This is a genomic window from Streptomyces sp. SS7 (assembly GCF_037993025.1).
In the GTDB taxonomy this organism is placed as follows: Bacteria; Actinomycetota; Actinomycetes; order Streptomycetales; family Streptomycetaceae; genus Streptomyces.
Window position 1 is genome coordinate 7,418,855 of record NZ_CP141223.1, and the last position, 19,589, is coordinate 7,438,443.

Sequence of the window (19,589 nt, forward strand, 5' to 3'; positions counted from 1 at the left end):
CTCCTTCACATCCGTAAGGCGTCCTTCAGGGCCCCGAGTTCTCCCGCATTGAAGCGTGTTGACCAAGTCCCGACAACACCTGATGTCCGAGTGGCACATGCGTCTGGCTGAGGGACGAGCCTCGCCCGGGGGACGGGGACGCCGTGCGCGGGCGCCGCTCAGGGCCCGTCACGGCGGAGGCGACGACGGTCCGCCGTGCCGGCGGATCTCGACCGGCTGTCCGGAAACCGGGGTTTTCCACAGGCGGCCGACAGCGGCTCACGGTTGTCCACAGGGCCGTCGTAGTGTCACCCCGCGCCAGTAGGGTGTGAGACATGGCCGACCCCTCCAGCTACCGCCCCAAGCCGGGACAGATCCCGGACTCCCCCGGGGTGTACAGGTTCCGCGACGAGCACCGCCGGGTGATCTACGTCGGAAAGGCGAAAAGCCTGCGCCAGCGCCTGGCGAACTACTTCCAGGACCTCGCGGGCCTGCACCCGCGCACCCGCACGATGGTCACCACCGCCGCGTCGGTGGAGTGGACGGTCGTGTCCACGGAGGTCGAGGCGCTTCAGCTGGAGTACTCCTGGATCAAGGAGTACGACCCCCGGTTCAACGTGAAGTACCGCGACGACAAGAGCTACCCCTACCTCGCGGTGACGATGAACGAGGAGTTCCCGCGGGTACAGGTCATGCGCGGCCACAAGAAGAAGGGCGTCCGCTACTTCGGGCCCTACGCGCACGCGTGGGCGATCCGCGACACCGTCGACCTGCTGCTGCGCGTCTTCCCCGTGCGCACCTGCTCCGCCGGCGTCTTCAAGAACGCCTCCCGCACCGGCCGCCCCTGTCTGCTCGGCTACATCGGCAAGTGCTCCGCGCCCTGCGTCGGCCGGATCTCCGCCGACGACCACGGCGAACTCGCCGACGAGTTCTGCGACTTCATGGCCGGCCGCACCGGCAGTCACCTCCGCCGCCTGGAGAAGCAGATGACGGAGGCGGCCGAGGAGATGGAGTACGAGCGGGCCGCCCGCCTGCGCGACGACATCGAGGCCCTGAAGAAGGCCATGGAGAAGAACGCGGTCGTGCTCGCGGACGCGACCGACGCCGACCTGATCGCGGTCGCCGAGGACGAACTGGAGGCAGCGGTCCAGATCTTCCACGTCCGCGGCGGACGGGTACGCGGCCAGCGCGGCTGGGTCACCGACAAGGTCGAGGAGATCACCACCGGCGCCCTCGTCGAACACGCCCTCCAGCAGCTCTACGGCGAGGAGACCGGCGACGCCGTCCCCAAGGAGGTGCTCGTCCCCGCCCTGCCCGACCCGCTCGAACCCGTCCAGGAGTGGCTCACCGTCCGCCGCGGCTCGGGCGTCTCGCTGCGCATCCCGCAGCGCGGCGACAAAAGGGCCCTGATGGAGACCGTCGAGCGCAACGCCCAGCAGGCGCTCGTCCTGCACAAGACCAGACGCGCCTCCGACCTGACCACGCGCTCGCGTGCCCTGGAGGAGATCGCCGAGGCCCTGGACCTGGACAGCGCCCCGCTGCGGATCGAGTGCTACGACATCTCGCACCTCCAGGGGGACGACGTCGTGGCGTCGATGGTCGTCTTCGAGGACGGGCTGGCCCGCAAGAGCGAGTACCGCCGCTTCCAGATCAAGGGCTTCGAGGGGCAGGACGACGTCCGCTCCATGCACGAGGTGATCACCCGCCGCTTCCGCCGCTACCTCGCGGAGAAGGAGCGCACGGGGGAGTGGACCGACGCCGAGAGCGCCCTCCCCGACGGCGACCGCCCCGGCGCGGACCCCACCACCGAGGACACCGGGGGCACCGCCGCGGACGGCATCGCCACCGACGGCACCGTCCTGGCAGGCGCCAGGGAGGCCCCCCTCGCCGTCGGACTCAAGGACGACGACGGGCGCCCCAGGCGCTTCGCCTACCCGCCTCAGCTCGTCGTCGTCGACGGAGGGCGGCCCCAGGTCGCTGCCGCCCGCCGCGCCCTCGACGAGCTCGGCATCGACGACATCGCCGTCTGCGGCCTCGCCAAGCGCCTGGAGGAGGTCTGGCTGCCGCACGACGACGACCCGGTGGTCCTGCCCCGCACCAGCGAGGGCCTCTACCTCCTCCAGCGCGTCCGCGACGAGGCCCACCGCTTCGCCCTCACCTACCAGCGGGCCAAGCGGGCCAGGCGACTGCGCTCCGGCCCCCTGGACGACGTACCGGGCCTGGGCGAGACGCGCAAACAGGCACTCGTCAAGCACTTCGGCTCGGTGAAGAAGCTGCGCGCCGCGACCCTCGACCAGATCTGCGAGGTCCCGGGCATAGGCCGCAAGACGGCCGAGACGATCGCCGCGGCCCTCGCCCAGGCGGGCCCGCCCGCCCCCGCCGTGAACACGGCGACCGGAGAGATCATTGAAGACGAGGAACCCGGCACGACGGCGGGTTCCCCCGGAGATCCCGTGACCGCGGGCGCCCCGGAAGAACGACGGGGGCAGGAGACATGACCGAGCACGAGCACGACGCGCACCCCACGGACGAGCGAGACCAGGCGCTGACCGCGGCGCCCCATGAACACGACACAGGTCACGAAGACGGAGCACAGGTGAGTACGGACAGCACGCCGCCCGGTTTCCCCGAGGCGGCCATCCCCGAGCTGGTGATCATCTCCGGCATGTCCGGGGCGGGCCGCTCGACGGCAGCCAAGTGTCTGGAGGACCTCGGCTGGTTCGTCGTCGACAACCTCCCGCCCGCCCTGATCCCCACCATGGTGGAGCTGGGCGCCCGCTCCCAGGGCAACGTGGCGCGGATCGCGGTCGTCGTCGACGTCCGCGGCCGGCGCTTCTTCGACAACCTCCGCGAGTCCCTCGCCGACCTGGAGTCGAAGAACGTCACCCGGCGGATCGTCTTCCTGGAGTCCTCCGACGACGCCCTCGTGCGCCGCTTCGAGTCCGTGCGGCGCCCGCACCCCCTGCAGGGCGACGGCCGGATCGTCGACGGCATCGCCGCCGAGCGCGAACTGCTGCGCGAGCTGCGCGGCGACGCCGACCTGGTGATCGACACCTCCAGCCTCAACGTGCACGAGCTGCGCGCCAAGATGGACGCCCAGTTCGCGGGCGAGGAGGAGCCCGAGCTGCGGGCCACCGTGATGTCGTTCGGCTTCAAGTACGGCCTCCCGGTCGACGCCGACCTCGTCGTGGACATGCGCTTCCTGCCCAACCCGCACTGGGTCCCGGAGCTGCGCCCCTACACCGGCCTCAACGACGAGGTCGCCACCTATGTCCTCAACCAGCCCGGCGCGAAGGAGTTCCTCGACCGGTACGCGGAGCTCCTCCAGCTGATCGCCGCGGGCTACCGCCGGGAGGGCAAGCGCTATGTGACCATCGCGGTCGGCTGTACGGGCGGCAAGCACCGCTCGGTCGCGATGTCGGAGAAGCTCGCCGCGCGACTCGCGGCCGAGGGCGTGGAGACGGTGGTCGTGCACCGGGACATGGGACGGGAATGACAGGACGTACTCCGCGGCTGGGCCGACTGCGCAGGGTGCCCCCCGAGGGGCGCGCGAGCCGGCCGGTCGAGGCACGGGGCGCGCGGCCGCGCCGCCGTGGCACCCAGCCCAAGGTGGTCGCGCTGGGCGGTGGGATGGGCCTGTCCGCCTCGCTCGCCGCGCTGCGCCGGATCACCGGTGACCTCACCGCCGTGGTCACCGTCGCCGACGACGGCGGCTCCAGCGGGCGGCTCAGGGACGAGCTGGGCGTGCTGCCGCCCGGCGATCTGCGCAAGGCGCTGGCCGCGCTGTGCGGCGACGACGACTGGGGCCAGACCTGGTCCCGCGTCATCCAGCACCGCTTCCAGTCGCAGGGCGAGATCAACGGCCACGCGGTCGGCAATCTGCTGATCGTCGCCCTGTGGGAGCAGCTCGGCGATCATGTCCAGGCCCTGGACCTGGTCGGCAAGCTGCTGGGCGCGCACGGCCGGGTGCTGCCCATGTCCGCCGTGCCCCTGGAGCTCCAGGCCCTGGTCAAGGGGCACGATCCGCGCCGCCCGGAGGACGTCGACACGGTGCGCGGACAGGCGACCGTGGCCCTCACGCCCGGCGACGTGCAGTCCGTGCACCTCGTGCCGCACGACCCGCCGGCCGTGCCCGAGGCGGTGGCGGCGGTGCTGGACGCGGACTGGGTGGTCCTCGGCCCGGGCTCGTGGTTCTCCTCGGTCATCCCGCACCTCCTCGTGCCCGAACTGCTGGATGCCCTCATCGAGACGAAGGCCCGCCGGGTACTCTCGCTGAACCTCGCGCCGCAGCCCGGAGAAACCGACGGCTTCTCCCCGCAGCGTCATTTGGAGGTTTTGGGACGACACGCCCCTAAACTCGCCCTGGACGTGGTGCTGGCCGACGAGGCCGCCGTGCCCGACCGCGACTCCCTGACCGACGCCGCCACCCGGTTCGGGGCCGCTGTCGAGCTGGCGAAGGTGGCCCGGACCGACGGAACGCCCCGGCACGACCCGGAGCTCCTCGCCGCCGCGTACGACCGTATTTTTCGGATGCATGGAAGGATCGGCCCATGGCGATGACGGCAGCGGTGAAGGACGAGATCTCCCGGCTCCCCGTCACCCGTACCTGCTGCAGAAAGGCGGAGGTCTCCGCCGTGCTGCGGTTCGCCGGAGGCCTGCACCTGGTGAGCGGCCGCATCGTGATCGAGGCGGAGCTGGACACGGCGATGGCTGCCCGCCGGCTCAAGCGGGACATCCTGGAGATCTTCGGCCACAGCTCGGAACTGATCGTGATGGCCCCGGGCGGACTGCGCCGCGGCTCGCGCTATGTCGTGCGCGTGGTCGCCGGCGGGGACCAGCTGGCCCGCCAGACCGGCCTGGTCGACGGGCGCGGGCGGCCGATCCGCGGGCTTCCGCCGCAGGTGGTCTCCGGGGCGACCTGTGACGCCGAGGCGGCCTGGCGCGGGGCGTTCCTGGCGCACGGCTCGCTGACCGAGCCCGGCCGCTCCTCCTCCCTGGAGGTGACCTGCCCGGGTCCCGAGGCCGCGCTCGCGCTGGTCGGCGCCGCCCGCCGGCTGTCGATCGCGGCGAAGGCGCGCGAGGTGCGGGGCGTGGACCGGGTGGTCGTGCGGGACGGCGACGCGATCGGCGCGCTGCTGACCCGGCTCGGCGCGCACGAGTCGGTGCTGGCCTGGGAGGAGCGCCGGATGCGCCGTGAGGTGCGGGCCACGGCGAACCGGCTGGCCAACTTCGACGACGCGAACCTGCGCCGTTCCGCCCGCGCGGCCGTGGCCGCCGGGGCCCGGGTGCAGCGCGCCCTGGAGATCCTCGCCGACGAGGTGCCCGAGCATCTCGCGGCGGCCGGCCGGCTGCGGATGGAGCACAAGCAGGCCTCGCTGGAGGAGCTGGGCGCGCTCGCCGACCCGCCGCTGACCAAGGACGCGGTCGCCGGCCGGATCCGCCGTCTGCTGGCGATGGCCGACAAGCGCGCCTCCGACCTCGGCATTCCGGGCACGGAGGCCAACCTCAGTGAGGAGCTGGCCGACAACCTCGTGGGCTGACGGAGGCTCAGGACGCGTTGTCGCGTTCGCCGGACGCCGGTGATGTGACCCAATGGGGTGATGTCACCGGCGTTTTGCTGTCCTTGAGGCGCCCTTGACTGGATCATGAACTGTCATGAGCCTGGCAGAGTTCGCTGCTGTGGCGAACCTACGCAAGGGGGGTTCATGAGACGTAGAGCGAGATCCATCCTCGCTGTCGGCGCACTCCTGTTCGGCGGAGCGGCACTCGCGCCCATCGCCCAGGCGCAGCCCGCGTCCGCCGCGAAGCCCGACCCCGACGAGGTCAAGGTGTTCCGGGCCGAGGTCACCAAGAAGCAGGTACCCCTGCTGCTGGCGGCCGGCCAGGACGGCCACGAACTCAGTGAGCAGGCGCCCGAGAAGGGCACCGCCACCGTCGAGGTCTACCTCACCGAGAAGCAGGCGGCCAAGCTCCAGAAGCAGGGTGTCGCGCTCACCGAGCACACACTTTCGGCCAAAGCAGAGCGGCGCGTGGAGGCGGCCTCCGACGGAGTGTTCCGCCCCTACAGCGGCAGCGGCGGCCTGAAGGAGGAGATCCTCCGCACCGGGCAGCAGAACCCGGGCCTGACCAAGGTCGTCTCCATCGGCAAGACCATCAACGGCCAGGACATCCTCGCGCTCAAACTGACCAAGGACGCGAAGAAGGCCAAGGACGGCTCCAGGCCCTCGGTGCTGTACATGTCCAACCAGCACGCCCGTGAGTGGATCACGCCGGAGATGACCCGCCGGCTGATGCACTACTACCTGGACAACTACCGGACCGACCGACGCGTCAGGAAGCTCGTCGACTCCACCGAGCTGTGGTTCGTCCTGTCGGCCAACCCCGACGGCTACGACTACACCTTCAGGAGCACCGACAACCGCCTGTGGCGCAAGAACCTCCGGGACGTCAACGGCGACGGCGTGATCTCCGCCGGTGACGGCGTCGACCTCAACCGCAACTTCCCCTACAAGTGGGGCTACGACGACGAGGGTTCGTCCCCCAACCCGACCAGTCAGACCTACCGCGGCGCGAGTGCCGGCTCCGAGCCCGAGACGAAGGCGCTCGACGCCTTCGAGAAGCGCATCGGGTTCACGTACGGCATCAACTACCACTCCGCCGCCGAGCTGCTGCTCTACGGCGTCGGCTGGCAGGTCGCCACCGACACCCCGGACGACGTCCTCTACAAGACGCTCGCCGGCACCCCCGACAACTCCGCGATCCCGGGCTACCACCCGCAGGTGTCCTCGGAGCTGTACACCACCAACGGCGAGGCGGACGGCCACGCGGCGAACGTCAACGGCACGGCGATGTTCACCCCGGAGATGTCGACCTGCCAGACCGCGTCGAACCTCGACCCGAACGACCAGTGGAACGCCTCCGACTGCCAGTCGGTCTTCAACTTCCCCGACGACGAGAAGCTGATCCAGCAGGAGTTCACCAAGAACATCCCGTTCGCGCTCTCCGTCGCCGAGTCCGCCGCGCGCCCCGACCAGCCGAAGTCCTCGGTCGGCCTGAGCGCCGCCGACTTCACCCCGGCGTCGTTCACCACCTCGTACGCGCGCGGCGCGGACCAGCAGGTCTCCGTCGTCGTACGCAAGGCGCTGCACGACAAGAAGCTCAGGTACCGCGTCAACGGCGGCCGTACGCAGGACCGGGCGCTCAAGGCCTGGAAGGGCGGCGAGACCTACGGCGGGGACGACAACCTGTACTTCGACGAGTACCGGGCCAAGGTGCGCGGGGGCAAGCCGGGCGACAAGGTCGAGGTGTGGTTCAGCGGGGAGACCCAGGGCAAGAAGAAGGTCTCCAGCACCCACTTCACCTACACGGTCGCCGCACGGCCGCAGGCCGACACCCTGGTCGTCGCCGAGGAGGGCGCGCCCGCCGCACAGGCGCAGACCTACGTCGACGCGCTGAAGGCCAACGGCCGCAAGGCGCTCGTCTGGGACGTCGCCACCCAGGGCGTGCCCGACGCGCTCGGTGTGCTGAGCCACTTCAGGACCGTCGTCCACTACACGGGCGCGAGCGCCCCCGGCAACCCGACCCAGCTCGAACTGCGCGCCTTCCTCAACGAGGGCGGCAAGCTGATCGAGGCGGGCGAGCTGGCCGGCGGCACCGTCGACCTCGGCGACGGCACCCCCTCCGACGACTTCAGCCAGTACTACCTGGGCGCCTACTCCCGTACGTCGACCCCCGGGGCCACCGGCTTCACCGGCTCCGGCGCGCTCGCGGGCGGCGGCGGGACCCTCGGTGCCGCCCCCGGCAACCCGCTGGACAGGGCGGGCACCTACGGCGTCACCTCCGACGAGCTGCCGGCCGCCGCGTACCCGCAGTTCGCCAGCGCCGGCGCCGGGCAGTTCTCCGGGACGGTCAACCCGTACGGGCCGTACGCGGGCTCGTACATGGCCGCCGCGGTGCACACCGACGACGCCTACAAGCGCCTCACCCGCACCGTCGACCTCAGCGGTGTCACCGCGGCGAAGCAGCCCACCCTGCGCACCCGGCTGCTGTGGGACACCGAGCCCGGCTACGACAACGCGATCGTCGAGGTCCACACCGTCGGCGCCGACGACTGGACCACGCTCCCCGAGAAGGGCGGCGCCACCGGCACCGCGGTCCCGGCCGAGTGCGGCGCCGGCTTCTACGTCGCCGACCACCCGTGGCTCAAGCACTACCTGACCCTCGGGAACAACGACTGCACCGCGACCGGCACCACCGGCTCCTGGAACGCCCTCACCGGCACCTCCAACGGCTGGCAGCAGGTCTCCTTCGACCTGAGCGCCTACGCGGGCAAGAACATCGAGATCTCGATCAGCTATGTCACCGACCCGGGCAGCGGCGGTCACGGCGTCCTCGCCGACGACGCCTCGCTCGTGGTCGACGGCACGGCCACCGAGACCGAGGGCTTCGAGACCTCGCTCGGCGCCTGGCGGGCCGCGGGTCCGCCCGCGGGCAGCCCCGCCGTCCTGAAGGACTGGACCCGCACCGGAACGCTGTTCCGGACGTACGGCGCGGTCACCACCGACGACACCGTGCTGCTCGGCTTCGGCCTGGAGCACCTGACCTCCGCGACGGACCGTAAAGCGCTCATCGGAAAGGCCCTCGCATCACTTGATCGGTGACAGTCCGCTCGGCAGTGGTGAACACACCGTGACGAAATAAGGGCACAAAACGCCTCAGGTCTGGGCGGTCCGTACCCCTACTGGCGGGTACGGGCCGTCCTGCCGTGTATGGGCGGAGTCGATGTCACCGACGGGGCCTCGGAGAGGTAGGGTCGTAGGCGGTCGGGGACATCCCAAATACAGCTCGCCGGCACCGCATGGCCGGCGTACCAACGAGGAGATCGGTTCGTGACGATCCGCGTAGGCATCAACGGCTTTGGCCGCATCGGTCGTAACTACTTCCGCGCGCTGCTGGAGCAGGGTGCTGACATCGAGATCGTGGCTGTCAACGACCTGGGTGACACCGCGACCACCGCTCACCTGCTCAAGTACGACACCATCCTGGGCCGTCTGAAGGCCGAGGTGTCGCACACCGCCGACACGATCACCGTCGACGGTCACACCATCAAGGTGCTCTCCGAGCGCAACCCCGCCGACATCCCGTGGGGCGAGCTCGGCGTCGACATCGTCATCGAGTCGACCGGCATCTTCACCAAGAAGGCCGACGCCGCCAAGCACCTCGCCGGCGGCGCGAAGAAGGTCCTCATCTCGGCTCCGGCCAAGGACGAGGACATCACCATCGTCATGGGCGTCAACCAGGACAAGTACGACCCGGCGAACCACCACGTCATCTCCAACGCCTCCTGCACCACCAACTGTGTGGCGCCGATGGCCAAGGTCCTCGACGAGAACTTCGGCATCGTCAAGGGTCTGATGACGACGGTCCACGCGTACACCAACGACCAGCGCATCCTGGACTTCCCGCACTCGGACCTGCGTCGCGCCCGCGCCGCCGCCGAGAACATCATCCCGACCACGACGGGTGCCGCGAAGGCCACCGCCCTGGTCCTCCCGCAGCTCAAGGGCAAGCTGGACGGCATCGCCATGCGCGTCCCGGTCCCGACCGGCTCGGCCACCGACCTCGTGGTCACCCTCCAGCGCGAGGTCACCAAGGACGAGGTCAACGCCGCGTTCAAGAAGGCCTCCGAGGACGGCGACCTCAAGGGCTACCTGGCCTACACCGAGGACGAGATCGTCTCCTCGGACATCGTCAGCGACCCCGCCTCCTGCACCTTCGACTCCTCCCTGACCATGGTGCAGGAGGGCAACACGGTGAAGATCCTCGGCTGGTACGACAACGAGTGGGGCTACTCCAACCGCCTCGTCGACCTGACGGTCTTCGTCGGCGGCCAGCTCTGATCGTCGGATCAGGCACCACGGTGTGAACGCAGGGCCCGGGCGGCGCAGGGACGCGCCGCGCGGGCCCTGCGGCACGTGCAGAACCGCCCTGTCTACGATCACGGAGCATCAACAGCCCTCGGGAGCCCTTTTCATGAAGACGATCGACGAACTCCTCGCCGAAGGAGTGGCCGGCCGGCGGGTCTTCGTCCGCGCCGACCTCAACGTGCCGCTGGACGGCACCACCATCACCGACGACGGCCGTATCCGCGCCGTCCTGCCGACGGTCAAGGCCCTCGCCGAGGCGGGCGCCAGGGTCGTCGTCGCCTCCCACCTGGGCCGCCCCAAGGGCGCCCCGGACCCGGCGTTCTCGCTGGCCCCCGCGGCCGCCCGGCTCGGCGAACTCCTCGGCTCCGCCGTGGCCTTCGCGACCGACACCGTCGGCGACTCCGCCCGGACGACCGTCGCCGGTCTCGCCGACGGACAGGTCGCCGTCGTCGAGAACCTCCGCTTCAACGCGGGCGAGACCTCCAAGGACGACGTCGAGCGCGGTGCCTTCGCCGACGAGCTCGCCCGGCTCGCGGACGTCTACGTCGGCGACGGCTTCGGCGCCGTGCACCGCAAGCACGCCTCCGTCTACGACCTCCCGGCCCGGCTGCCGCACTACGCCGGGCACCTCATCGCCACCGAGGTCGGCGTCCTGAAGAAGCTCACCGAGGACGTCCGGCGCCCCTACGTCGTCGCCCTCGGCGGCGCCAAGGTCTCCGACAAGCTCGCCGTCATCGACGAGCTCCTCGGCAAGGCCGACCGGCTGCTCATCGGCGGCGGCATGGCGTACACCTTCCTCAAGGCCAAGGGCCACGAGATCGGCACGTCCCTGCTCCAGGAGGACCAGCTCCCGGCCGTCCGGGAGTACCTCGAGCGTGCGGAGAAGACCGGCGTCGAGCTGGTCCTCCCCGTCGACGTGGTGGTCGCCCCCGCGTTCCCGGACCTGGCGGCCAAGGCTCCGGCCGACGCCACCACCGTCACCGCGGACGGCATCCCCGCCGACCGCATGGGCCTGGACATCGGTCCGGAGTCCCGCAAGCTGTACGCCTCGAAGATCGCCGACGCCGCCACCGTCTTCTGGAACGGCCCCATGGGCGTCTTCGAGCACCCCGATTTCGCCGAGGGCACCAAGGCGGTCGCCCAGGCCCTCCTCGACTCCCCGGCCTTCACGGTCGTCGGCGGTGGCGACTCCGCCGCCGCCGTCCGCCTCCTGGGCTTCGACGAGAACGCATTCGGCCACATCTCGACCGGCGGCGGCGCCTCCCTCGAATACCTCGAGGGCAAGACGCTCCCCGGCCTCGCCGCACTGGAGGACTGACCGCACATGAGCACCCGTACGCCGCTGATGGCGGGCAACTGGAAGATGAACCTCAACCACCTCGAGGCCATCGCCCACACCCAGAAGCTCGCCTTCGCCCTGTCCGACAAGGACTACGAGGCCGTCGAGGTCGCCGTCCTGCCGCCCTTCACCGACCTGCGCTCCGTGCAGACCCTGGTCGAGGGCGACAAGCTCGCCATCAAGTACGGCGCCCAGGACATCTCGGCCCATGAGTCCGGCGCCTACACCGGCGAGATCTCCGGCCCCATGCTCGCCAAGCTGAAGTGCACCTACGTGGCGGTCGGCCACTCCGAGCGCCGCCAGTACCACGGCGAGAGCGACGAGCAGGTCAACGCCAAGGCCAAGGCCGCCTTCAGGCACGGCCTCACCCCGATCCTGTGCGTCGGCGAGGAGCTGGAGGTCCGCGAGGCGGGCAACCACGTCTCCCACACCCTCGCCCAGGTCGAGGGCGGCCTGAAGGACATCCCGGCCGAGCAGGCCGAGACCGTCGTGATCGCCTACGAGCCCGTCTGGGCCATCGGCACCGGCAAGGTCTGCGGCGCAGGGGACGCCCAGGAGGTCTGCGCCGCCATCCGCGGCAAGATCGCCGAGCTGTACGACCAGGAACTGGCCGACAAGGTCCGCATCCAGTACGGCGGCTCCGTCAAGGCCGGCAACGTCGCCGAGATCATGGCGCAGGCCGACATCGACGGCGCGCTGGTCGGCGGCGCCTCGCTGGACGCCGACGAGTTCGTCAAGATCGTGCGCTTCCGCGACCAGTGAGCCGACCTGTGAGTAGGCGGTAGCGGCGATCCGTCGTACCCTTGCGGGGGCATGGCCCCGGTGCCGTGCCCCCGTCATCATCCGAATCCGAGGAAGTTGGTCCAGCCGTGGTTTTGGGGTTCTCGATCGCCCTGATCGTCTTCAGCCTGCTGCTGATGCTGCTGGTGCTGATGCACAAGGGGAAGGGCGGCGGCCTCTCCGACATGTTCGGCGGCGGCATGCAGTCCTCCGTCGGCGGCTCCTCGGTCGCCGAGCGCAACCTGGACCGCATCACCGTCGTGATCGGTGTGCTCTGGTTCGCGTGCATCATCGTGCTGGGCATGCTGATGAAGACGAACAGCTGATCAGCCTCTCACAGGCACGCACAATCCGTACGTAAGGCCCCATGTTCGGTACGCGCAGCTGAGCGCGGCCTATCATGGGGCTTGCGTCTAGGTGCGGGAGCTGTAACTCCAAACACTGGACGCGCGTTGGGCCTTACGTAGACTGAGGCGCTCGCAGCGAAGCGAAAACGCCGACTCGCTTTGCGGCACCATCACGCAGGGAGTTACGACCGTGGCAAGTGGCAACGCGATCCGAGGAAGCCGGGTCGGGGCGGGGCCGATGGGCGAGGCCGAGCGGGGCGAGTCCGCGCCCCGTCTGCGCATCTCCTTCTGGTGCTCCAACGGGCACGAGACGCAGCCCAGCTTCGCCAGCGACGCGCAGGTCCCCGACACCTGGGACTGCCCGCGCTGCGGCTTCCCTGCCGGACAGGACCGGGACAACCCCCCGGACCCGCCGCGCACCGAGCCCTACAAGACGCACCTCGCCTATGTGCGGGAGCGGCGCAGCGACGCGGACGGCGAGGCGATCCTCGCCGAGGCGCTCGCCAAACTCCGGGGCGAGATCTAGGACTTGACACCGGCCGGGTGCCCGACAGGCGCCCGGCCGGCCCCATTGCCCGGCGGACCTTCCTCGTACGCCGCCACGAGCCTGCCGCTGCCCTCCCCGGCCCGCGCGCTCCCCGGTCGAGCCGTCCCGCGTTGATACCCGGCGCCCGTGCGGACGTACCTGTTGTTGCCCCGCGGGACGGTTCCGCGTCCGCTCGCGCGACGCGCTGATCAACTAGGTTGGAACCGGCGGGGCAAGACGTGCACAGCAGCACGGACAGGCAAGGAAGGGCTGAAGTCCGACATGAACGCAGACGGCCGTACGAGGCTCAACCAGACGCCCGAGTGGACGGCTCTGGCCAAGCACCGGGAGGAGCTCGGCGAGGTACAGCTGCGCGAGCTGTTCGCCGCCGACCCCGAGCGCGGCAGCCGATACACCGTGCAGGTCGGCGACCTGCACCTGGACTACTCCAAGCACCTCGTCACCGACGAGACGCTGCGGCTGCTCCGGGAGCTGGCCGTGGCGGCGGACGTGTTCGGGCTGCGGGACGCCATGTTCCGCGGCGAGAGGATCAACACCACCGAGGACCGTGCGGTCCTGCACACCGCGCTGCGCGCCCCGGCCGACGCGGTGATCGAGGTCGACGGGGAGAACGTCGTGCCCCAGGTGCACGCCGTGCTCGCAAGGATGGGCGACTTCGCCGACCGGGTCCGCTCCGGGGCGTGGACCGGCCACACCGGCCGGCGCATCCGCAACGTCGTCAACATCGGCATCGGCGGATCGGATCTGGGCCCGGCGATGGCGTTCGAGGCGCTGCGGGCCTACACCGACCGCGGCCTCACGGTCCGTTTCGTGTCGAACGTCGACGGCGCCGACCTGCACGAGGCCGTCCGTGACCTGGACCCGGCCGAGACACTGTTCGTCATCGCGTCCAAGACGTTCACCACGATCGAGACGATCACCAACGCCACCTCGGCCCGCGGCTGGCTCCTCGACGGCCTCGGCGGCGACGAGAAGGCGGTCGCCCGGCACTTCGTCGCCCTGTCGACGAACGCCGCGAAGGTCGCGGACTTCGGCATCGACACGGCCAACATGTTCGAGTTCTGGGACTGGGTCGGCGGCCGCTACTCCTACGACTCCGCCATCGGCCTCTCCCTGATGATCGCCATCGGCCCGGACCGCTTCCGCGAGATGCTCGACGGCTTCCGCCTCGTCGACGAGCACTTCCGCACCGCCCCCGCCGAGGCCAACGCCCCGCTCCTGCTGGGCCTGCTGGGCATCTGGTACGGCAACTTCCACGACGCCCAGTCCCACGCCGTCCTGCCCTACAGCCACTACCTGTCGAAGTTCGCCGCCTACCTCCAGCAGCTCGACATGGAGTCCAACGGCAAGTCCGTCGACCGCGCCGGACGGCCGGTCCACTGGCAGACCGGCCCTGTCGTCTGGGGCACCCCCGGCACCAACGGCCAGCACGCCTACTACCAGCTGATCCACCAGGGCACCCGGCTGATCCCCGCGGACTTCATCGGCTTCGCCCGCCCCGTCGACGAACTCGCTCCCGCCCTCAGGGCCCAGCACGACCTGCTCATGGCGAACTTCTTCGCCCAGACCCAGGCACTGGCCTTCGGCAGGACACCCGAGGAGGTACGGGCGGAGGGCGTGCCGGAAGAACTCGTGGCCCACAAGACGTTCCGCGGCAACCACCCCACGACCACGGTCCTCGCCACCGAACTGACCCCGTCCGTCCTCGGCCAGCTCGTCGCCCTCTACGAGCACAAGGTGTTCGTCCAGGGCGCCGTGTGGAACATCGACTCCTTCGACCAGTGGGGCGTCGAACTCGGTAAGGTCCTCGCCCAACGCGTCGAACCCGCCCTCACCGACGGCACCGACGTCCCCGGCCTCGACCCCTCCAGCCGGGCGCTGGTGGCCAGGTACCGCGAGCTGCGCGCCGCGGCGTCCGCCTGACGGTCCCCCGGTCTCACCCGGCCGCCCGGGCGGCGCCGACCACGGTGCCGCAGACCCGTAACGCACAGAACCCGTACGGCGGTTGACCGTACGGGTTCCGTGAGCGCGTCGTCTCAGGGAGACGCCGGCGGATACAGCGACTTCGGCAGCCGGGCGGCGGCCGCCTGGTCCAGCAGCCACAGGGTGCGGGCCCGGCCCCGGGCGCCCGCCGCCGGCGCCTGGATCTCTCCCGCGTCCGACAGGGCGATCGCCGCGGCGTTCGCCTTGTCCTCGCCCGCCGCGAGCAGCCACACCTCACGGGCCGCCCGGATGGCCGGCAGGGTCAGCGTGACCCGGATCGGCGGCGGCTTGGGCGCGCCGCGCACCCCGACCACCGTGCGCTCGGTCTCCCGTACGGCCGGCAGCTCGGGGAAGAGCGAGGCCACATGGGTGTCCGGGCCGACGCCCAGCATCAGGACGTCGAACGTCGGCACGGTGCCGTGGTTCTCGGGGCCGGCCGCCCGCGCCAGCTCCTCGGCGTACGCCTCCGCGGCCGCCTCGACGTCGGCGCCGTGGGGACCGTCGGACGCGGGCATGGCGTGCACGCGCTTCGGGTCCAGCGGTACGGCGTCCAGCAGGGCCTCGCGGGCCTGGGTGACGTTGCGCTCCGGGTCGCCCTCGGGCAGGAAGCGCTCGTCGCCCCACCACAGGTCGAGCCGGCCCCAGTCGATCGCGTCCCGGGCCGGCGCGGACGCCAGCGCGGCCAGCAGACCGTTGCCGTTGCGGCCGCCGGTGAGGACCACGGACGCGTAGCCCCGGGAGGCCTGCGCGTCCACGATCCGGGTGATGAGGCGGGCCGCGGCGGCCTGCGCCATCAGCTCCTTGTCGCGGTGCACGACCAGCTGCGGGGCGTTCACCGCGCGGCCTTCCCGGACAGACCGGAAGGGACCGGCGTCAGTGGTGCCGACGCCTCCCCTTCCGCCCCGGAAGCTTCCGCAGGGCCTTCGACGCCGTCCTCGCCGTCCCGTGCTCCTTTGGCCGGCTCGGCGGCGTCCCCCTCGGCCCGCTCCACGGCGGCCCCGGCCTCGACCGGCGCCACCTCCGCCTTCTCCGGAGCCGCCCCGGCCTTCTCGACCCGGGCCGGCACCGCCGCCGCCGACGCGTTCAGCCGCTCCACCCCGAACCGCAGGGCGGAGGCATAGGTGTCGTCCGGGTCCAGCCGGCGCAGCTCCTCCGCGATCAGTTCGGCCGTCTCCCGGCGCTTGAGCGCCACCGCGCGGTCGGGCTGGCCCTCGATGGAGAGCGTGGCCAGCGAACCGTCGGCCCGGTCCAGGGTGATCGGCCCGGAACTGGTGGCCATGCGCACCGCCGTCAGACCGGGCCCGCCGGACAGCGAGCGCCGGACGGGGACGTCCAGCCGGTCCGCGAGCCACATCGCCAGCAGCTCGCAGCTCGGATTGAACTCCTCGCCCTCCACCTCGACCGACTCCACCTCGCAGGTGACCTGGTCCAGCGCCGCGGCCAGCATCGAACGCCAGGGCGTGATGCGGGTCCACGACAGGTCCGTGTCGCCGGGGGTGTAGGTGCCGGCGCGGGCGCCCAGCTCGCGCACCGGCTGCTCGCAGGCGTAGGTGTCGGTGACCCGGCGCTGGGCCAGCGCGCCGAGCGGGTCGGCGGCCGGGTCCGGCGGGGCGTTCACCGGCCACCACACGACGACCGGGGCGTCCGGCAGCAGCAGCGGCAGGACGACCGACTGGGCGTGGTCGGACACCTCGCCGTGCAGTCGCAGCACGACCGTCTCACCGGTGCCCGCGTCCGCGCCCACCCGCACCTCGGCGTCCAGCCGGGACTGCGTGCGGTCGCGGGGCGTGCGCGAGACGCGCCGGATGACCACGAGCGTGCGGGAGGGGTGCTCGCGCGAGGCGTCGTTGGCGGCCTTGAGCGCGTCGTACGCGTTCTCCTCGTCGGTGACGATGACGAGTGTGAGCACCATGCCCACGGCCGGGGTGCCGATCGCCCGGCGGCCCTGCACCAGCGCCTTGTTGATCTTGCTGGCGGTGGTGTCCGTGAGGTCTATCTTCATGGCCGGCGCCAGCTCCGTCCGTCTCGTTCGAGCATCTGGTCGGCCTCGACGGGCCCCCAGGTGCCGGCCGGGTACTGCGCGGGCCGGCCGTTCTCGTCCCAGTACCGCTCGATCGGGTCGAGGATCTTCCACGACAGCTCCACCTCTTCCGTGCGGGGGAAGAGGTTCGAGTCGCCGAGCAGCACATCGAGGATGAGGCGCTCGTAGGCCTCGGGCGAGGACTCCGTGAACGACTCGCCGTAGGCGAAGTCCATCGACACGTCCCGGATCTCCATCGAGGTGCCGGGCACCTTGGAGCCGAAGCGGACGGTCACGCCCTCGTCGGGCTGGACGCGGATGACGATCGCGTTCTTGCCCAGCTCCTCCGTCGCCGTGTGGTCGAAGGGGGAGTGCGGGGCGCGCTGGAAGACGACCGCGATCTCGGTGACCCGGCGGCCGAGCCGCTTGCCGGTGCGCAGGTAGAAGGGGACGCCCGCCCAGCGGCGGTTGTCCACCTCGACCTTGATGGCCGCGTAGGTGTCGGTCTTCGACCTCGGGTCGATGCCGTCCTCCTCGAGATAGCCGATGGCCTTCTCGCCGCCCTGCCACCCGGCCGCGTACTGCGCCCGCACGGTGTCCCGGCCCAGGTCCTCGGGCAGCCGTACCGCCCCGAGCACCTTGGTCTTCTCCGCGGCCAGCGCGTCCGCGTCGAAGGAGGCGGGCTCCTCCATCGCGGTCAGCGCCATCAGCTGCAGCAGGTGGTTCTGGATGACGTCACGCGCGGCGCCGATGCCGTCGTAGTAGCCCGCCCGGCCGCCGATGCCGATGTCCTCGGCCATCGTGATCTGGACGTGGTCCACGAAGGACCGGTTCCAGATCGGCTCGAACATCGTGTTGGCGAACCGCAGCGCCAGGATGTTCTGGACGGTCTCCTTGCCGAGGTAGTGGTCGATGCGGAAGACCTGGTCCGGGGCGAAGACCTCGTGGACGACCTTGTTGAGCTCCTCCGCGGAGGCCAGGTCGTGCCCGAACGGCTTCTCGATGACGGCGCGCCGCCAGGAGTCCTTCGTCTGGTCGGCCAGCCCGTGCTTCTTCAGCTGCTGGATGACCACGGGGAAGGAGCGCGGCGGCACGGACAGGTAGAAGGCGAAGTTGCCGCCCGTGCCCTGGGCCTTGTCGAGCTCCTCGATCGTCGCGCGCAGCCGCTCGAAGGCGTCGTCGTCGTCGAAGGTGCCCTGCACGAAGCGCATGCCCTGGATGAGCTGCTGCCAGACCTCCTCACGGAAGGGCGTGCGGGAGTGCTCCTTGACGGCGTCGTGGACCTCCTGGGCGAAGTCCTCGTGCGCCCATTCGCGGCGGGCGAACCCGACCAGCGAGAAACCCGGCGGCAGCAGACCCCGGTTGGCGAGGTCGTACACGGCGGGCATCAGCTTCTTGCGGGACAGGTCGCCCGTCACGCCGAAGATGACCAGGCCCGACGGCCCCGCGATACGCGGGAGCCGTCGGTCGGCGGGGTCACGAAGCGGATTCGCCCCGGAACCGGAAAGGGGAGGCAAGGAATCAGCCCTCCGAAGGAGCGAGGCGCTCCAGCTCCGCCTCGGTCGACTTGAGCAGGTCGTTCCAGGAGGCCTCGAACTTCTCGACGCCCTCGTCCTCGAGCAGCTGCACGACCTCGTCGTACGAGATGCCGAGCCGCTCGACGGCCGCGATGTCGGCGCGGGCCTGCTCGTACGTCCCGGCGACGGTGTTGCCGGTGATCTCGCCGCGCTGCTCGGTCGCCTGGAGGGTGGCCTCCGGCATGGTGTTGACCGTGTTCGGCGCGACCAGGTCGTCGACGTACAGCGTGTCCTTGTAGGCCGGGTCCTTCACACCGGTCGAGGCCCACAGCGGACGCTGCTTGTTGGCGCCGGCGCTCTCCAGCTTGCTCCAGCGCTCGGTCGAGAACACCTCCTCGTACGCCTCGTAGGCGAGCCGGGCGTTGGCGACGGCTGCCTTGCCGCGCGCGGCCTTCGCCTCGTCGGTGCCCAGCGCGTCGAGACGCTTGTCGATCTCGGTGTCCACGCGGGACACGAAGAAGGACGCCACCGAGTGGATCAGCGAGAGGTCGAGACCCTTCTCCCTGGCCTTCTCCAGACCGGCCAGGTAGGCGTCCATCACCTCGCGGTAGCGCTCCAGCGAGAAGATCAGCGTGACGTTGACGCTGATGCCGTTGCCGATGACCTCGGTGATCGCCGGCAGACCCGCCCTGGTGGCCGGGATCTTGATCAGCGTGTTGGGGCGGTCCACCAGCCAGGCGAGCTGCTTGGCCTCGGCGACCGTCGCCCGGGTCTCGTGCGCCAGGCGCGGGTCGACCTCGATCGACACCCGGCCGTCCTGACCGCCGGTGGCGTCGAAGACCGGGCGCAGGATGTCGGCCGCGTCCCGGACGTCCGCCGTGGTGATCATGCGGATGGCCTCTTCGACGGTGACCTTGCGGGCCGCGAGGTCGGCGAGCTGCTGCTCGTAGCCGTCGCCGCCGCTGATCGCCTTCTGGAAGATCGACGGGTTGGTGGTGACGCCCACGACGTGCTGCTGGTCGATCAGCTCCGCCAGGTTGCCGGACGTGATCCGCTTGCGCGACAGGTCGTCCAGCCAGATCGCGACGCCCTCCTCGGAGAGGCGCTTGAGTGCGTCTGTCATGGAAAATGCATCTCCTACGTGTCGTATG

15 protein-coding genes are annotated in these 19,589 nt (G+C 70.7%); 11 read left to right on the plus strand and 4 right to left on the minus strand.

Translation table 11 applies throughout. From position 1 onward, the window contains the following. The first annotated feature begins 314 nt into the window (after positions 1-314). The 11 genes from uvrC (at position 315) to pgi (ending at position 14,841) form a co-directional block, all read left to right on the plus strand. Positions 315-2,477 carry an excinuclease ABC subunit UvrC gene (uvrC, locus tag U5640_RS34045; protein WP_340381061.1) on the plus strand — a complete coding sequence of 721 codons (2,163 nt, stop codon included), beginning with the start codon at positions 315-317 and terminating at the stop codon, positions 2,475-2,477. Next, positions 2,474-3,475, plus strand: a complete 1,002-nt coding sequence (rapZ, locus tag U5640_RS34050; protein WP_340381063.1) for an RNase adapter RapZ — start codon at positions 2,474-2,476, stop codon at positions 3,473-3,475. Before uvrC ends, rapZ begins: the two co-directional genes overlap by 4 nt. Further along, the gene (gene yvcK / locus U5640_RS34055) at positions 3,472-4,539 is read left to right on the plus strand and encodes a uridine diphosphate-N-acetylglucosamine-binding protein YvcK (RefSeq protein WP_340381065.1); all 1,068 of its coding nucleotides are present in this window, start codon (positions 3,472-3,474) and stop codon (positions 4,537-4,539) included. The genes rapZ and yvcK overlap by 4 nt, the downstream gene beginning before the upstream one ends. Next, complete coding sequence (gene whiA, locus U5640_RS34060) at positions 4,530-5,519, plus strand: DNA-binding protein WhiA (RefSeq protein WP_055634810.1); 990 nt, start codon at positions 4,530-4,532, stop codon at positions 5,517-5,519. Before yvcK ends, whiA begins: the two co-directional genes overlap by 10 nt. A 165-nt stretch (positions 5,520-5,684) precedes the next feature. Further along, the gene (locus U5640_RS34065; protein WP_340381069.1) at positions 5,685-8,639 is read left to right on the plus strand and encodes a M14 family zinc carboxypeptidase; all 2,955 of its coding nucleotides are present in this window, start codon (positions 5,685-5,687) and stop codon (positions 8,637-8,639) included. 228 nt (positions 8,640-8,867) lie between these two features. Further along, a complete protein-coding gene (gap, locus tag U5640_RS34070) occupies positions 8,868-9,878 on the plus strand; it encodes a type I glyceraldehyde-3-phosphate dehydrogenase (RefSeq protein ID WP_055634811.1) in 1,011 nt (336 codons plus the stop codon). Positions 9,879-10,011: 133 nt separating this feature from the next. After that, the gene (locus tag U5640_RS34075; RefSeq protein ID WP_340381071.1) at positions 10,012-11,223 is read left to right on the plus strand and encodes a phosphoglycerate kinase; all 1,212 of its coding nucleotides are present in this window, start codon (positions 10,012-10,014) and stop codon (positions 11,221-11,223) included. A gap of 6 nt (positions 11,224-11,229) precedes the next feature. After that, complete coding sequence (gene tpiA / locus U5640_RS34080) at positions 11,230-12,006, plus strand: triose-phosphate isomerase (protein ID WP_340381073.1); 777 nt, start codon at positions 11,230-11,232, stop codon at positions 12,004-12,006. A 113-nt stretch (positions 12,007-12,119) separates the two neighbouring features. Beyond that, a complete protein-coding gene (gene secG / locus U5640_RS34085) occupies positions 12,120-12,350 on the plus strand; it encodes a preprotein translocase subunit SecG (protein ID WP_067245543.1) in 231 nt (76 codons plus the stop codon). Between the two features lie 211 nt (positions 12,351-12,561). Continuing rightward, a complete protein-coding gene (locus tag U5640_RS34090) occupies positions 12,562-12,897 on the plus strand; it encodes an RNA polymerase-binding protein RbpA (protein WP_003957010.1) in 336 nt (111 codons plus the stop codon). A 282-nt stretch (positions 12,898-13,179) separates the two neighbouring features. Continuing rightward, on the plus strand, positions 13,180-14,841 hold the full coding sequence (pgi, locus tag U5640_RS34095; RefSeq protein ID WP_340381353.1) for a glucose-6-phosphate isomerase: 1,662 nt from the start codon (positions 13,180-13,182) through the stop codon (positions 14,839-14,841). 113 nt (positions 14,842-14,954) lie between these two features. Here pgi and pgl read toward each other — a convergent pair whose 3' ends face one another. Genes pgl through tal form a run of 4 tightly spaced genes read right to left on the minus strand, consistent with a single transcriptional unit; the run spans position 14,955 to position 19,561 of the window. After that, positions 14,955-15,737, minus strand: coding sequence for a 6-phosphogluconolactonase (gene pgl, locus U5640_RS34100; RefSeq protein WP_340381355.1), 783 nt, complete (start codon positions 15,735-15,737; stop codon positions 14,955-14,957). Further along, positions 15,734-16,903, minus strand: a complete 1,170-nt coding sequence (gene opcA, locus U5640_RS34105) for a glucose-6-phosphate dehydrogenase assembly protein OpcA (RefSeq protein ID WP_340381357.1) — start codon at positions 16,901-16,903, stop codon at positions 15,734-15,736. The genes pgl and opcA overlap by 4 nt, the downstream gene beginning before the upstream one ends. Next, positions 16,900-18,438, minus strand: coding sequence for a glucose-6-phosphate dehydrogenase (zwf, locus tag U5640_RS34110; protein WP_340381359.1), 1,539 nt, complete (start codon positions 18,436-18,438; stop codon positions 16,900-16,902). The genes opcA and zwf overlap by 4 nt, the downstream gene beginning before the upstream one ends. Before the next feature lie 4 nt (positions 18,439-18,442). Then, positions 18,443-19,561, minus strand: coding sequence for a transaldolase (tal, locus tag U5640_RS34115; RefSeq protein WP_340381361.1), 1,119 nt, complete (start codon positions 19,559-19,561; stop codon positions 18,443-18,445). Positions 19,562-19,589: the final 28 nt, after the last annotated feature.

Bases quoted from the DNA above. Each gene is read 5' to 3' on its own strand.
- uvrC (WP_340381061.1), top strand. From the start codon at position 315: ATGGCCGACCCCTCCAGCTACCGCCCCAAGCCGGGACAGATCCCGGAC.
- rapZ (WP_340381063.1), top strand. From the start codon at position 2,474: ATGACCGAGCACGAGCACGACGCGCACCCCACGGACGAGCGAGACCAG.
- yvcK (WP_340381065.1), top strand. From the start codon at position 3,472: ATGACAGGACGTACTCCGCGGCTGGGCCGACTGCGCAGGGTGCCCCCC.
- whiA (WP_055634810.1), top strand. From the start codon at position 4,530: ATGGCGATGACGGCAGCGGTGAAGGACGAGATCTCCCGGCTCCCCGTC.
- U5640_RS34065 (WP_340381069.1), top strand. From the start codon at position 5,685: ATGAGACGTAGAGCGAGATCCATCCTCGCTGTCGGCGCACTCCTGTTC.
- U5640_RS34075 (WP_340381071.1), top strand. From the start codon at position 10,012: ATGAAGACGATCGACGAACTCCTCGCCGAAGGAGTGGCCGGCCGGCGG.
- tpiA (WP_340381073.1), top strand. From the start codon at position 11,230: ATGAGCACCCGTACGCCGCTGATGGCGGGCAACTGGAAGATGAACCTC.
- pgi (WP_340381353.1), top strand. From the start codon at position 13,180: ATGAACGCAGACGGCCGTACGAGGCTCAACCAGACGCCCGAGTGGACG.
- opcA (WP_340381357.1), bottom strand. From the start codon at position 16,903: ATGAAGATAGACCTCACGGACACCACCGCCAGCAAGATCAACAAGGCG.
- tal (WP_340381361.1), bottom strand. From the start codon at position 19,561: ATGACAGACGCACTCAAGCGCCTCTCCGAGGAGGGCGTCGCGATCTGG.